Origin of the sequence: Streptomyces sp. TM32 (assembly GCF_004122755.1) — a bacterium.
Lineage (GTDB): Bacteria > Actinomycetota > Actinomycetes > Streptomycetales > Streptomycetaceae > Streptomyces > Streptomyces sioyaensis.
The window spans coordinates 1-14235 of record NZ_SDIG01000166.1 but is presented as its reverse complement, the minus strand read 5'-3'; the positions used below and the strand labels follow the sequence as shown (position 1 = coordinate 14235).

Genomic DNA, 14235 nt, shown 5'->3' with positions numbered 1-14235 from the left:
GCGGCGGCCCCCCCCCCCGCCCGCGGGGCCCCCCACCGCCGGGCGCCCCCCCGTGCTTCCCGTCGGGCGCGCCCCCCCCCCCCCTCCCCCCCCGCCGCCCCGCCGTGGTTCCAGGCAGGCGCCTGCCTGGAACCACGGCGGGGCGTCCGGCGTTGATAGCTTTGGGCCGCACACGCGCCTCCACCCCCGTCGCTTCGCTCGTCGCACCGCACGATCCGGCGCCCTCGACCCAGGAGCCTTCACCCCGTGAATACTCTCGCGCTCGGCCCCCAGTGGCTGGACCCGGACTACCTGATCGCGACATTCGGCCTGATCGGCGTCCTGGTCATCGTCTTCGCGGAGTCCGGCCTGCTGATCGGCTTCTTCCTGCCGGGTGACGCGCTGCTGTTCACCACGGGCCTCCTGGTGACGACGAACAAGCTGGACCAGCCGCTGGCGCTGGTCTGCTTCCTGGTGGTGCTGGCGGCCGTCATCGGCGACCAGGTGGGCTATCTCTTCGGCCGCAAGGTCGGCCCCTCGCTCTTCAAGCGCCCCGACTCCCGCCTCTTCAAGCAGGAGAACGTGGAGAAGGCGCACGACTTCTTCGAGAAGTACGGCCCCAAGTCGCTGATCCTGGCCCGCTTCGTGCCGATCGTGCGGACCTTCACACCGATCATCGCCGGTGTGAGCCGGATGAATTACCGCTCCTTCATCACCTTCAACATCGTCGGTGGCGTCCTGTGGGGCGCCGGTGTCACGCTGCTCGGCGCCCTGCTGGGCAACGTCGGCTTCGTCCACAAGAACATCGAGATGATCTTGATCGCGATCGTGCTGGTGTCCGTGGTGCCGATCGCCATCGAGTACCTCCGGGCACGCGGCAAGGCGAAGAAGGAGGCCCCCGCGCCGGGCGCGCCGGGCTCCGCCCAGGGCGCCGGCACCCCCGCGGAGCCCTCGCGCCGCGGCCGGCACGCCAAGCGCTGACCCTCGCGCCCGGGCAGGCCGCCGGGATCCCACCGCACCACGGCCGCAGCCGAAAACGTCCGCCCCAAGGAAGCGCAGCGCACGGCCATCAGGCATCGTGTCCTTGACACCTGTCAGGAGGCGTACGAGGAGCGGAGATCCGTGGCGTCGGACCCACAACGCGGCCAGCGAGGTACCAGCGGCAGCAGCGGTGCCCCGGACCCGAGCGGTTCACCCGAGGACCGCAAGCCCGCGTCGGACGAGGCGCACAGCGCCTTCACCCCTCCACTGGGCGTGCCGTACCCGCCGGCCCCCGAGGAAGAGCACCCCACCTCCGAGTTCGCGCTGCCCGCGGGCCTGCGCCCGGAGGCCCCGGCCGAGCAGGAGGGCTCGGCGTTCACGCGGCCCAGCAGCACCACCGGCCAGACCCCGATGCCGGTCGGCGCCACCGCCATGGGTGTCGCCTTCACCCCGCCGCACGGCATACCGGTCGTCCGCCTCACCAAGGAGGCGCCCTGGCAGGACCGGATGCGCACGATGCTGCGGATGCCGGTGGGGGAGCGGCCGGTCCCCGAGCGCCCGGAGCGCGGTGAGGAGGACACCGGCCCGGCCGTCCCCCGCGTCCTGGACCTGACGCTGCGTATCGGCGAGATCCTGCTGGCCGGCGGCGAGGGCGCGGAGGACGTCGAGGCCGCGATGTTCGGTGTGGCACACGCCTACGGGCTGGAGCGGGTCGAGCCGACCGTCACCTTCACCCTGCTGTCGATCTCCTACCAGCCGTCACTGGTCGACGACCCGGTGACGGCCAGCCGCACGGTCCGACGCCGCGGCGTCGACTACAACCGGCTGTCCGCGGTCTTCCGGCTCGTCGACGACATCACCTCCGAAGGCATCACCCTCGAAGAGGCCTACCGCGGCCTCGCCGACATCCGCCGCCATCGCCACCCCTACCCGAGCTGGGCCCTGACGGTGGCCTCCGGGCTGCTGTCCGGCGCGGCCTCCATGCTGGTCGGCGGCGGGATGCTGGTGTTCGTCGCGGCCGCGGTGGGCTCGATGCTCGGTGACCGGCTGGCCTGGCTCGCCTCCGCGCGCGGGCTGCCGGAGTTCTACCAGTTCGTGGTCGCCGCGATGCCGCCCGCCGCAGTGGGCGTCGCGTTCAGTCTGGCGCACTCCAATGTCAATGCGTCCGCGGTGATCACCGGTGGACTGTTCGCGCTGATCCCGGGGCGGGCGCTGGTCGCCGGGGTGCACGACGGGCTGACCGGCTACTACATCACCGCCGCCGCCCGTCTGCTGGAGGTCGGCTATCTCATCGTCGGCATTGTGGTCGGCGTGCTCAGCGTGCTCTACATCGGCCTCCAGCTGAATCCCGGCCTGCGGGGGGTCAACCCCGAGCAGGCGCTGGCGCAGATCAACAAGCCGGTGATGCAGACCGTCGCGGCCATGCTGCTGGCGCTGGCCTTCTGCGTGCTGCTCCAACAGGAACGCAACACGGTGGCGTTCGCGACGCTGAACGGCGGGGTCGCCTGGGTCGTCTACGGCACCCTCGTCTACCGCGCCGAGATCAACGTGGTGCCCGCCACCGCCATCGCCGCCGGACTGGTCGGTCTCTTCGGGCAGTTGCTCTCCCGCTACCGCTATGCGTCCGCGCTGCCGTACGTCACGGCGGCCATCGGCCCGCTGCTGCCCGGTAGCGCCACGTACTTCGGCCTGCTCAACTTCGCCCAGGGGCATCTGCCGGAGGGCCTGACGTCCCTGGTGCAGGCCGCCTCGCTGGCGCTCGCCATCGCCGTCGGGGTGAACCTCGGTGCCGAGGTCGCCCGGCTCTTCCTGCGCGCGCCCGGTGTCGAGGAGGCCGCCGGCGGCCGCCGCGCCGCCAAGCGCACCCGCGGCTTCTAGGGCCACGGCCGGCCGACCCCACAACAAAAAATGCGGGGCACGCAGAATCTATGGCGCGATTCGCGCGTGTCGCCGAGGGGCCGTCCCCTCGCCGTCCCCTCGCCGTCCCCTCGCCGCACCCTCGGCCGGTCCGCTGGTGTGGCCGACGCGGTCGGTGCGGGGACCGGCCGCAGCCTTCAAGGAGCCGTAGCAATCCCCGGGCGCCGATCCGCTGCGAGGGCACACACCTCGCCGCGCGCTGCACCGTTTTCCAAGGCGCCGTAACAGCGGGACCCGCTCCGGACGCTCTGCGCAACAGGACAACCTTGGCCGGCCCCGGCGGAACGGGGCAAGTAAACAACAAAGCAATTAACTTACGCCGCTCGCGGACGGCTGCCGCTTACCCAAGGGAGGCGCGGCAGCGCATCAACTAACGCGTAACTTGATATAGGGCGGCGTGCTAGCTTCGAATGTCTTGACGACGGATCCTCATCAGGCAGGCCTTGCCGCGCGCACGAAGCGACCGTCGTCAATACGGGGGGAGCACTCTTGGCGAGTCATGCGCACCACGCGAGCCTGAGAGGTAGGGCCGGAAACGGCACCGGGTCGGTCGCGAGTGTCTTCAGACAGCACACCACGTTGCTGGTCACAGGCGTACTGCTGGGTTTGTTCGGGGTAGCCGCCTCGCTCGCCCAGCCCTGGGCCATCGGCGAACTGATCAAGGCGGCGGGCCGGGGCGGCTCGCTGACCCAACCCATCGCGCAGCTGGTCGGACTCTTCTGCGCGGGCGCCCTTTTCTCCTCGCTGCAGGCCTACATTATCGGCCGGGCCGGGGAGAATATCGTCTTCGACGTCCGTGACATCTTGACCGGACGACTTCTGCGGGCCGATCTCACCGCATTCAACAAGCAGTCCCAGGGCGATATTTTCACCCGCACGGTCACCGATACCTCATTGGTGAAAATCGCCCTCTCGCAGAGCCTTGCCCAGTTGATTATCAGCGGCGCCACGGTCATCGGCGGCGTCGTGCTGATGTTCCTCATCGATCTGTGGCTGATGGTCATCACCATCAGCTGCCTCGGCGCCGCCAGCATCATCTCCATCGCGCTCGCCCGCAAGCTGCGCAAGGTGGCGCTGGAAAACCGGGACGACACCGGTGAGTTCGCCAGTGACATCCAGCGGGTGCTCTCCGCGCTCCCCACGGTCAAGGCGTCCCGTGCCGAGCCCCGTGAGGCCGCCCGCATCGGCAAACTGGCCGACAAGGCGCGGCGTTCGGGTATCCGGGTCAACGCCTACAACGCCCTGCTGATGCCGTCGATGAACGTCGGTACGCAGGGCGCGCTGGCCGTCGTCGTGGGTGTCGGGATGTCCTGGGTGGCCCGCGGTGAGATGAACATGGCCACCCTGACCTCGTTCATCATGTATCTGTTCCAACTGGTCTCGCCGCTGGTGATGTTCTTCATGGGCGTGGGCCAGTTCGTCCAGGGCCGGGCGGCCATCCAGCGGGTCGACGAGCTCGCCCGGATGCCCCAGGAAGGCAACGAGCGGGCGGACGACGCACGGCCTCCCCTGTCGTTCGGGCCGCTGGCCCGGCAACGGCCGGCGGTCGAGTTCCACGATGTGCGCTTCGCCTACCGCCGCGGGAAGCAGGAGGAGCTGACGCAGGTCCTCCAGGGCGTCTCGTTCACCGTGCCGGCGCGCGGGCTGACCGCGGTGGTCGGGCCGTCCGGCGCGGGCAAGACCACCATGTTCCAGCTGATCGAGCGCTTCTACGCGGCGGACGGCGGCCGGGTGCAGCTCAGCGGGCAAAACATCGAGTCGCTGCCGCTGGACACCGTCCGCGGGCTGGTCGGCTACGTCCAGCAGGACAGCGCCGCCATGCGCGGCACCGTGCGGGAAAACCTGATCTACGCCAATCCACACGCCACGGAGTACGACATCCAGGAGGCGGTGGAGATGGCCGGCCTCAGCTCGGTGATCGCCAACCTCCCGCGCGGGCTCGACACCGAACTCGGCGACCAGGGCAGCGGGTTGTCCGGCGGCCAGCGCCAGCGCCTGTGCATCGCCCGCACGCTGTTGCAGAAGCCCGCGGTCATGCTGCTGGACGAGGCCACCTCCAACCTGGACTCCGATTCGGAGCGGGACTTCCGCGACGTGTTGCGCCGGGTCTCCCGGCAGTGCGCGGTCATCGCCATCGCCCACCGGATCTCCACGGTGGTCGACGCCGAGAAGATCGTGGTGCTGGAGGGCGGCCGGGTCAGGGCCACCGGCGTGCACCGGGACCTGATGGAGCACGACGAGCTCTACCGGCGGCTGGCGGGCTCGCAACTGCACGCCGGGCCCGGCTGGACCGCCCCGGCGGCGGCCGCCCCGGTCCCCATGGAACCGTGGTCACCGCCGCCCGCCCTCGCGATCGGCTGGCCCGCGTACGCCGGCCTCACCGAGCAGACGGTCCGCCTGCGGCCCATCAGGAGTGAGGAGCAGTGGTGAGCGCCGACGTGGCCATCGTGGGCACCGGCCCCAACGGCCTCGCGGCCGGCGTGGTCCTGGCCCGGGCCGGCCTGCGGGTGGAGCTCTACGAGGGAGCCGACACCATCGGCGGCGGGCTGCGCACGGCCCCGCTCTTCGACAGCGGCGTGCCGCACGACCTCTGCGCCGCCGTCCACCCGATGGCTGCCGCCTCTCCGTTCTTCCGGGCGTTCGACCTGGCGGCCCGCGGCGTCGAACTCCTGCATCCCGAGATCAGCTACGCCCATCCCCTGGACGGGGGCCGCGCGGCCCTGGCCCACCGCTCGCTGGCGGCGACCTGCGCGCACCTGGGCCCCGACGGTCCGCGCTGGCGGCGGCTGATGGGCCCGCTGCTGACGCACAGCGAAGGGGTCGTCGACCTGCTCCTTTCCGGCCAGCGGGGACTGCCGCGGGACCCGGCGGCCGCCCTGCTGCTGGCCCGTCGGGTGGCGGTCCACGGCAGCGGGCTCGGCGCGGCACGCTTCCAGGGCGAGGAGGCGGCCGCCCTGCTCACCGGCGTCGCCGCGCACGCGGTCGGCAGGCTGCCGAGCCTGGCGTCCGGCGCGGTGGCCATGCTGCTCGGCCACCTCGCGCACGGGTCGGGGTGGCCGCTGCCGCGGGGCGGCAGCGGCCGGATCGCCGAGGCGCTGGCCCAGGACATCACCGCGCACGGCGGCGTCTTCCACACCGGGCACACCGTGGCGAGCCTGGCCGAACTCCAGGGCGCACGGGCGGTGTTGCTCGACACCAGCCCCAAGGGCCTCCTGGCCCTCGCCGGCGGGGAACTGCCCCGCTCCTACGCGCGCGCCCTGGAGCGCTTCCGGTACGGACCGGGCGCCGCCAAGGTCGACTTCCTGGTCTCCGAGCCGATTCCCTGGTCCGATCCCGCGGTGGGCCGCGCCGGCACGGTGCATCTGGGCGGCACCCACGCGGAGATGGTCCGGCAGGAGACCGGGAACGCCCGGGGGGTTCGGACCCGGGAGCCGTTCGTCCTCCTGGTGGACCCGGCAGTGACCGATCCGGGCCGCGCGCTGCCCGGGAAGCGCCCCGTCTGGGCGTACGCGCACGTGCCGAACGGCGATCCCACCGACCCCTACGAGCTGGTGCGCGCCCGCATCGAGCGCTATGCCCCTGGCTTCGGGGACACGATCCTCGCCCATCGCTCCGTGCCCGCCGCCCACTACGAGACCTACAACCCCAACTACGTGGGCGGGGACATCGGTTCCGGTGCCATGACGCTGTATCAGAGCATCGCGCGGCCCGTCCCCCGCATCGACCCCTACCGCACGCCGCTGCCCGGAGTGTTCCTGTGCTCCGCGGCCACCCCTCCGGGGCCCAGCGTGCACGGCATGTCCGGCTATCTGGCCGCTCTCTCCGCACTTCGACATTGTTTCGGTATACGCCATTTGCCCAATCTGGCGCCCACGTCCGAGCCATTCAAATCCGGGCCTGCCCGCTAATGCCGGCGGCTGCCTGACCCATCGTCAACTAACTCCAAGTGCCGCTTTGTACTGTGGAGTACGCCACCGAAAAAATTCATTGGACAGCGCATAGCGACCTGATATTGTCTCAAATGTAAGTACCCCCCCACAACGCTCCGTTGAGGCGTCATCACTGGATCGACAGGAACTGCTGGTCTGACCAACCATGCAGACGACGGCTGCGGTTCGACCGCACCGCCGCCTTGTTGGCGTATCACGTCTTGCCTCGCTCCAGCTCTTCGGCTTCGCGACGTTCCCATCGGCACCGACAGTGGGGATAATGAGAGGAAGCTCGGGTGCAAAACGGGGTTGAAGACATTGGCTATGGGCGGCAGTTCAAGGGCTGGTACGACCGGCTGCTCCCGGATGAGGGGCTTGCCGCCGAGACGGTAGAGGGGCTGTTGGCCCTCCATCCCGATCCTGAGGCGGGGACCCTTGAGTTCGGTGTCGGCACGGGACGAATTGCCCTCCCGCTCTCCGAACGCCTCGGCCATGTGACGGGTGTGGACTCCTCGCCGGAGATGCTGGACGCGCTGCGCGTCAAGCTGAAGGACGGCGGAGACGTCGAACCGGTGCACGGGGACATCCGCACCTACACGTCGGAATCCCGTTATGCGTTGGTGTACTGCGTCTGCGCCACGCTGTCGATCCTGCACACTCCCGAGGACCAGCAGCAGGCCGTCCAGCGAGCGGCGGACCTCCTCGCCCCCGGCGGCCGGCTGGTGATCGAGACGCACAACAAGCCGCCGATCCTGGACATGCACGAGGGCCGCACCCGCACCACCTACTTCGTCCCCTACCCGGAGCCCGGGACCGGGGTGCAGACCCATTCCACACTGCTCGACGGCGGCCTGTGGCACTGCTCGCACATCCTGTACCAGGCCGACGGCACCACCCGGGTGGGTTCCGAGCTCACCCGGCTGACCACGCCGGACGACATCGACGGCTATGCCCGCGCGGCCGGGCTGGAGCCCGAAGCCCACCTGTCGCGGTGGGACGGCACTCCCTACAGCGAACGCGCACCCATGTTCATCTGTTCCTACGTCAAATCCTGACGGCAGCACATTCAGAAACGCAGATGACAGAAGAGGGTTGCCGTGGGACGTCCTCCGATATTGCCGACAGACAAGAAATTCAACCTCGTACTCAGAGTGGTCTCCGGTGAACTGACCGCAGCGGAAGCCGCGCGGGAAGCCGCGGTCTCCGAGCAGTCCGTATCCAACTGGCGCCGGCAGTTCATTGAGGGAGGCCGCAATGGCCTCGCCGGTGAGGGCGGCAGGGACTCCGGGAGTGCCTCCCGGATAGCCGAACTGATCAAAGAAAACGCCACGCTGAAGGCCACGATAGGCGAGCTTTACATAGAACTCCGGAAGTACAGCCGGAGCCCGGTCGGCCGTGTTCCGGTGCCCCGGGGGAATATGCACCCCGGCCGGCGGGTCAACTAACTCATTATTTGATCCCGGCACTGCGTGTTAGGTTTCGGGATAACAGCCACTTCGAATCACGGGGGAGGGAATGTGGCGTCTCTGGAGCGCCATTTTGCCGTAGGCATTGCTGGGCTGGCCGGTGCAAGCCTTCTGACCGGGGCGGTAACGCGATCCACCGGTAAGCGCGAGCGTGCACGTCGTTACCTGCTGCACGAGAGGCCGGACGGCAGCCTCGTCGAGGTTGATGTCCATATTCCTCCGCAGGCGCAGCGCGCCGTTCTGCTCGACAACGGTATGGGCGCGCCCCACGAATACTGGGACTGGCTTTGCGGCGCACTTCCCGAGGACATGGGATATGTGCGGTTCAACCGCCCCGGCTACGGGCTCAGCACGCCGGACACCACATACGGCCTGGAGCCGCACTTCGAGCTGCTGCAGGAGCTGCGCGACACCTACATCGCCGACCTTCCGGTGGTGCTGGCCGGCCACTCCCTGGGCGGATACTTCGTCGCGGCCTACGCGGCGCTGCATCCGGACGCGGCGAAGGGCGTGACCCAGGTGGTCATGATCGACGCCACTGAGGTGGTCAGCCTGCGGCACTCCCGCCGTACCGATGTCGACCGGTGGTCCCACCAGCGGATGCTGATGGAGCAGGTGTTCGCGGCGACCGGCCTGTCGGTCTTCCGCCCCGCCATGAACACGAACCAGCAGTACCGCCCGGAGATCAACCGGAGCTTCACGGCGTTCCTGGCGAACCCCCGTACCTGGGCCAAGGCCCACCGGGAGTACCGGGACGCGATGACCTATCCGGAACTGACCGAGCTGGACTGCCCGTTGACCGTCGTCACGGCGGAGAACAACGTCGGTGACAACACCCTGCATGCCGGGATCCAGGCGAGGCTGGCCGTCATCTCGGATCGGGCCCGGCACCACTTCGTCGACGGATCCGATCACGAGTCCATCCTCGCCGTCCGGCCGCACGCCACAGAGGTGGCGAAGCTGATCGCCGGCGAACCGCCCTCCGAGTCGCTGGGGCAGTCGTGGCAGCCGTCCACCACGGGGAGCCGGATCGCCGAGGGCGCCGTGGAGCGGGAGGAGGAGCTGGCGTGATCATGAAAGTGAACACCGAACGCGTCAAGACGGTCGCCGTGACGGCGTCCCTCGCCACCTGGCTGGCCGCGACGGCCGTGGCACAGATTCCCGAGCAGCGCTTCGACAACCTCATGCGCCGCGGGAAGGTACGGATTCCGACCCCGAACTGGCGCTTCTTCGGGCCGAATCCGGGAACCAAGGACAACCATCTTCTCTACCGGGACATCACGGACGGCAAGCCCGGTGAGTGGACGGAGGTTCCGATCGTCCGCGACCGGCCGTGGTACGCCCTGGTGTGGAACGCACGCAACCGGCCCCCGAAGGCCCTGTTCGACGCGACCCAGCACACCGTTGCCCAGGCGGTCGCCTTCGGATCGGAAGTGCTCCCCGTGACGACGGCGTCCGGGTACCGGCTGCTGGCCCGCTACATCCAGCTCCACCTGCCCCATGCCGAAGGCGCCTCGCACAGCCAGTTCATGCTGCTGCATTCGTACCTCAAGGCCCCCGAAGACCGGCATATCGACCCGGTGTTCGTCTCCCTGGAATTCCCTCTGGACGGAGACGTCACCCCCGCCAACGCTCCATCTCTGGTTGCCGCATAGCGAGCCGATCAACCCCCTCGACTGGAAGCTGCGAGCTCACTCGGCACCTCGTGCCGCGTGAGTCCGCGCCCTCCCGCCGAACGGCTGGAGAACTCGCTGAGAATTCTTAGAGGAAGAGGAAAGTACATGTCTGTTGTCGCTGACTTCGCCAACACCGAGCTGGCCGACGTGACCCCGGGCCGTATCGGCAACGACGCGACCCCGACCATGCTCACCCCGCTGGCCACCCTCGCCACCCCCGAGGGCGTCGCCGTGACCTCCGCCACCGCTTACGCGCTGCACGAGGTCACCAAGGACATCCAGCGCTGAACCAGTCGGCCGGCAGGCGATGCTGACCGGCATCGTTAGCCCCGTCTGAGGAAAGACGCGGCGGCACGGTACGCCCGATACGCATACCGTGCCGCCGTTTTCTCTGTCCACCGTACTCGCATCACTTCATCGGGAGCACCCATCCATGTTCCTCAGCGCTCCGCCCGAGGTCACGGCACGCCGAGTGGCTTCGCTGGGTACGCTGGTCTCCGCACTGGAAATGCTGAGCCAGACGCGTAAGTTCGAAGACGGCGAAATGCTGAGCGGCCAGGTGGCGAACATGCGCCCCAAGTTCGCCAAACGCTTTCCCCGGCTGACCCGCGCCCTTGAGTCCAAGAAGGCAGCGGTCGCCCTGTACGGGGTACAAGCGGGTGCTTCCGCGGCCACGCTGATCTGGGGTCACAAGCGCGGAGTACGCGCGGCGGGCAGCGCCGTGCTGGCGGTGACGGGCGCGGCCGGACGGCTGCGTTCCCCCTTCGGAGGGGACGGCGCCGACCAGCTCCAGCAGGTGATCAACGTGGTCCTCGCTTCGACCGGCACGTTCCAGGACAACGAGAAGGCCCGCGACGTGGCCATGCGCGCGCTGGCCCTGGAGACGACCATCTCGTACGTCGCGTCCGGTGTGGTCAAGCTGGTCTCCCCGGTGTGGCTCAGCGGAGAGGCGTTCAGCGGAGTCATCCGTACGCACAACTACGGAGACAAGCGCGTCTACGAGCTCGTGCACAAGTACCCGATGCTGGGGAAGCTCATCACCTGGGGCACGATCGCCGCGGAGGTCGGTTTCCCGCTGGTCTTCGTGCTGCCGAAGCCCGCGGCAAAGGCCTATCTCGGCTCGATGACGCTGTTCCACCTGGGAATCGGTCAGTTCATGGGCCTCAACCGCTTCGTGCTGGCCTTCGGCGCCACGCACCCGGCACTTCTCTACGTCTTCGCCCAGCAGGAACAGCGCGCGCTGTCGGCCGGCAAGACGTCCGCGGCGCTCGCTCCCGCCGCTTCCTGAGGGCTGTTCGGCCGGGGAGTCGACCCGTCACGGGCGGGCGATCGCTGGATGGGTTCTCGACAACACACTCGATGACAACGGGGGAGAGTCATGAACGTGAAGAAGAACATCGCGGCCTTAGGTGTCGTCATGGCCGGCGTGACGCTGGCCCTCGTCGCTCAGGGCAGCGCACAGGCCGCTTCGGCTCCGCAGCGCCCGGCCGTGGAGGAGTCCGGCCGGACCGCGGTCCTGGCGGGCGACGCGGTGACCTCCCGCGCGCCCCAGGGCGACTGGCACCCTCCGGCCGGCTACGTCCTCAAGGACTCGTTCATCGGCAGCGATGCCGACTGCCGCAAGGTGGGCGACCGGGGAGTGGCCGGCGGAAAGTGGCATCACTACGTCTGCCACGGACGGATGGTGCAGATCGCCGATGGCTGGATGCTCTTCCAGGACCTGTACATCAAGAAGTGAGCAGCACACCTCGGCCCTAGCGCTCCGGGCGTCTTCCGCGGCTGTGGAGCCCGGCCCGGCGCAGCAGTGAGACGGACGACGGGCGGCACCCGACTGGGTGCCGCCCGTTCGCGTACGAAAATCAGAGTGCCTGTCCCGGCGCGCGACGGCCGGAAGAACCGGGCCCGGCGCCGGGACGGTGACCCTGGGTCAGTGCGCGCCGCCCTGCGCCTCAAGGCGCTTGAAGGAGGCCTCGATCTCGGCCTCGGCCTCGGCGCGGCCGACCCAGTCGGCGCCCTCGACGGACTTGCCGGGCTCCAGGTCCTTGTAGACCTCGAAGAAGTGCTGGATCTCCAGGCGGTCGAACTCCGACACGTGGTGGATGTCCCGGAGGTGCTCCACCCGCGGGTCGGACGCCGGCACGCACAGCAGCTTGTCGTCGCCGCCGGCCTCGTCGGTCATCCGGAACATGCCGATGGCGCGGCACTTGATGAGACAGCCGGGGAAGGTCGGCTCGTCCAGGATGACCAGGGCGTCCAGCGGGTCGCCGTCCTCGCCCAGGGTGTTCTCGACAAAGCCGTAGTCGGCCGGGTAGCTGGTCGAGGTGAAGAGTCGACGGTCCAGGCGGATCCGACCGGTCTCGTGGTCCACCTCGTACTTGTTCCGCGAACCCTTCGGGATCTCGATGGTGACGTCGAACTCCACGGGTGGCTCCTCCATGATCAACACATACGTCTGGTGATTAAGTGTCCCCCACGCAGGTGTGTGGTGGCGAAAGGGGCTGGTCCGAGGTGCCGGAGACCACAAAGTGGCAGGTCAGATGGCAGTCGGCGCAGCGTTCCGCGCGGGCGGCGGCGCAGGCGGCCGGGCGGGCCGCGCGCACGGCGGCGCGGACCGCGGGCACGTCGGCCCGGGCAACGGCCGCTGCCGTACGGCAGGCCTGGCAGGCCACACCGCGCCACACCCGGCAGACCTGGCGGCTCACGGCGGTCTCCGCGGCAACCGGCCTGGCGGTCGCGTACGTCGCGGTGGCGGCGGCCGGACCGTGGGACTCGGGTCAGCGTACGGCCGAGCGTGCGGACGCGGCCGTGATGGACGGTGCCAGTGGCGAGCATCACGCCGAGGAGCCGGCGCCGGCGCCCAGCGCGCCGGCCGTGCTGCCCGCACTCGGCGGCCCCACGCACGGTGGCGCGGGCCGCGGCGCCGCCCCGCTGCCCACCGACGCGGGGCTGGCCGACGCGCTCTCCCCGCTGCTGGCGGATCCGGCGCTCGGCCCGCTGCGTACCGCCTCCGTCGTGGACGTCGCCGGCGGCCGGGAGGTCTTCGGCGCCGGGCAGAACAAGGCCGCCACCCCGGCCTCCACCGTCAAGCTCGCCACCGCCGTCGCCGCGCTGTCCGTGCTCGGCCCCGACCACCGCATCGAGACCGGCGCCGTCCTGTCCGGCAAGGACCGCCTCGTCCTGGTCGGCGGCGGCGATCCCACCCTCACCGCCCGGGCCCCGCGGCACGGCGCCGAGGAGCAGCCCGCGAATCTGCGCACCCTCGCCGACGCCACCGCCCGTGCCCTCAAGAAGCGCCACCTCACCAAGGTCGCCCTCGGCTACGACACCGGCGCCTACTCGGGCCCCGTCGAGCACCCCATCGGCCCGAACGAGAACATCGCCCCCGTCACCGCGCTGATGACCGACGAGGCCCGGCTCGACGACAGCGAGCACGGCCCCGCCCCGCGCGACACGGACCCGGCCCACGCCGCGGCCCGCACCTTCGCCGACCTGCTCCACCAGCGCGGCATCACCGTCGACGGCGACCCCGCCTACGCCAAGGCGCCCAAGAAGTCCGCGCGGATCGCCGCCGTCCACTCCCTTCCGCTGTCCGCGCTCGTCGAGCGCATGCTCACCTACAGCGACAACGACATCGCCGAGGCCCTGGCCCGGCAGACCGCCCTCGGCTCCCGCCGGCCGGCCAGCTTCGCCGGCGCCGGAGCGGCCGTACGCACCGCCCTGGCCCGGCAGCACCTGCCCCTGTCCGGCGCCGTCTTCGAGGACGGCAGCGGCCTGAACCGGGACGACAAGGTCACCGCCGCCCTGCTCTCCCACCTCCTGCTGCAGGCCGCGGCGCCCGACCACCCCGCCCTGCGCCCCGTCGTCACCGGCCTCCCGGTGGCCGCCTTCACCGGCACCCTCAGCAACCGCTACCGGGGCCAGAGCGCCGGCGCCGGCGCCGTACGCGCCAAAACCGGCACCCTCACCGGCGTGAACACCCTGGCCGGCACCGTCGTCGACGCCGACGGCCGGCTCCTGGTCTTCTCGTTCATGACCACCGGCACCACCGACCCCCAGGGCGCCCAGAACGCCCTGGACAAGCTCGCCTCTGCCGTGGCGAATTGCGGATGTCGATGACTTCCCACGTTGTCGGCTTTCCCGCCGTGGTGGTTTCTCGCCGTTGCGCTTTGCGGCGCCCCCCACGTTGTCGGCCGTCCCGCCGCGGTGGCTTCTCGCCGTTGCTCCCCCACTGCCTGAAGGGCGTGGGAGGTACCCCCACGCGGCGGGCTGGTTGCCGCTGCGCTGGCT

Annotated in this window: 13 protein-coding genes; 12 read left to right on the top strand and 1 reads right to left on the bottom strand. The window is 69.9% G+C overall.

Going from position 1 to position 14235, the window contains the following annotated elements:
• The first annotated feature begins 246 nt into the window (after positions 1-246).
• The 11 genes from EST92_RS26585 (at position 247) to EST92_RS26535 (ending at position 11686) form a co-directional block, all read left to right on the top strand.
• Positions 247-960, top strand: a complete 714-nt coding sequence (locus EST92_RS26585) for a VTT domain-containing protein (protein WP_129283309.1) — start codon at positions 247-249, stop codon at positions 958-960.
• Positions 961-1101: 141 nt separating this feature from the next.
• Positions 1102-2838 carry a threonine/serine exporter family protein gene (locus EST92_RS26580; protein WP_129283308.1) on the top strand — a complete coding sequence of 579 codons (1737 nt, stop codon included), beginning with the start codon at positions 1102-1104 and terminating at the stop codon, positions 2836-2838.
• A gap of 528 nt (positions 2839-3366) precedes the next feature.
• Positions 3367-5307: an ABC transporter ATP-binding protein gene (locus EST92_RS26575; RefSeq protein WP_343283811.1), complete on the top strand. Its 1941-nt coding sequence runs from the start codon at positions 3367-3369 to the stop codon at positions 5305-5307.
• Entirely contained in the window at positions 5304-6785 is a 1482-nt protein-coding gene (locus EST92_RS26570) for an NAD(P)/FAD-dependent oxidoreductase (RefSeq protein ID WP_129283307.1), read from the top strand. The genes EST92_RS26575 and EST92_RS26570 overlap by 4 nt, the downstream gene beginning before the upstream one ends.
• A gap of 317 nt (positions 6786-7102) precedes the next feature.
• Positions 7103-7861: a class I SAM-dependent methyltransferase gene (locus tag EST92_RS26565; RefSeq protein WP_129250138.1), complete on the top strand. Its 759-nt coding sequence runs from the start codon at positions 7103-7105 to the stop codon at positions 7859-7861.
• Positions 7862-7921: 60 nt separating this feature from the next.
• Complete coding sequence (locus EST92_RS26560; RefSeq protein ID WP_254069032.1) at positions 7922-8251, top strand: helix-turn-helix domain-containing protein; 330 nt, start codon at positions 7922-7924, stop codon at positions 8249-8251.
• A gap of 132 nt (positions 8252-8383) precedes the next feature.
• A complete protein-coding gene (locus EST92_RS26555) occupies positions 8384-9343 on the top strand; it encodes an alpha/beta hydrolase (RefSeq protein ID WP_343283812.1) in 960 nt (319 codons plus the stop codon).
• 2 nt (positions 9344-9345) lie between these two features.
• On the top strand, positions 9346-9927 hold the full coding sequence (locus EST92_RS26550; RefSeq protein ID WP_239013291.1) for a hypothetical protein: 582 nt from the start codon (positions 9346-9348) through the stop codon (positions 9925-9927).
• 126 nt (positions 9928-10053) lie between these two features.
• Positions 10054-10236 (top strand): linaridin family RiPP, encoded by a 183-nt coding sequence (locus tag EST92_RS26545; protein ID WP_129250142.1) that lies wholly within the window; start codon positions 10054-10056, stop codon positions 10234-10236.
• A gap of 145 nt (positions 10237-10381) precedes the next feature.
• The gene (locus EST92_RS26540; protein WP_129283304.1) at positions 10382-11236 is read left to right on the top strand and encodes a hypothetical protein; all 855 of its coding nucleotides are present in this window, start codon (positions 10382-10384) and stop codon (positions 11234-11236) included.
• 90 nt (positions 11237-11326) lie between these two features.
• On the top strand, positions 11327-11686 hold the full coding sequence (locus EST92_RS26535; RefSeq protein ID WP_129283303.1) for a hypothetical protein: 360 nt from the start codon (positions 11327-11329) through the stop codon (positions 11684-11686).
• Between the two features lie 189 nt (positions 11687-11875).
• Here EST92_RS26535 and EST92_RS26530 read toward each other — a convergent pair whose 3' ends face one another.
• Positions 11876-12370 (bottom strand): inorganic diphosphatase, encoded by a 495-nt coding sequence (locus EST92_RS26530; protein WP_005314187.1) that lies wholly within the window; start codon positions 12368-12370, stop codon positions 11876-11878.
• 86 nt (positions 12371-12456) lie between these two features.
• On the opposite strand from EST92_RS26530, the gene dacB reads away from it, so the two are divergent.
• The gene (dacB, locus tag EST92_RS26525) at positions 12457-14064 is read left to right on the top strand and encodes a D-alanyl-D-alanine carboxypeptidase/D-alanyl-D-alanine-endopeptidase (RefSeq protein ID WP_129283302.1); all 1608 of its coding nucleotides are present in this window, start codon (positions 12457-12459) and stop codon (positions 14062-14064) included.
• Positions 14065-14235 lie beyond the last annotated feature (171 nt).

What these genes read in the sequence shown, in the direction of transcription:
- EST92_RS26550 (WP_239013291.1), top strand. Translation starts at nt 9,346, where the DNA reads ATGAAAGTGAACACCGAACGCGTCAAGACGGTCGCCGTGACGGCGTCC.
- EST92_RS26535 (WP_129283303.1), top strand. Translation starts at nt 11,327, where the DNA reads ATGAACGTGAAGAAGAACATCGCGGCCTTAGGTGTCGTCATGGCCGGC.
- EST92_RS26545 (WP_129250142.1), top strand. Translation starts at nt 10,054, where the DNA reads ATGTCTGTTGTCGCTGACTTCGCCAACACCGAGCTGGCCGACGTGACC.
- EST92_RS26540 (WP_129283304.1), top strand. Translation starts at nt 10,382, where the DNA reads ATGTTCCTCAGCGCTCCGCCCGAGGTCACGGCACGCCGAGTGGCTTCG.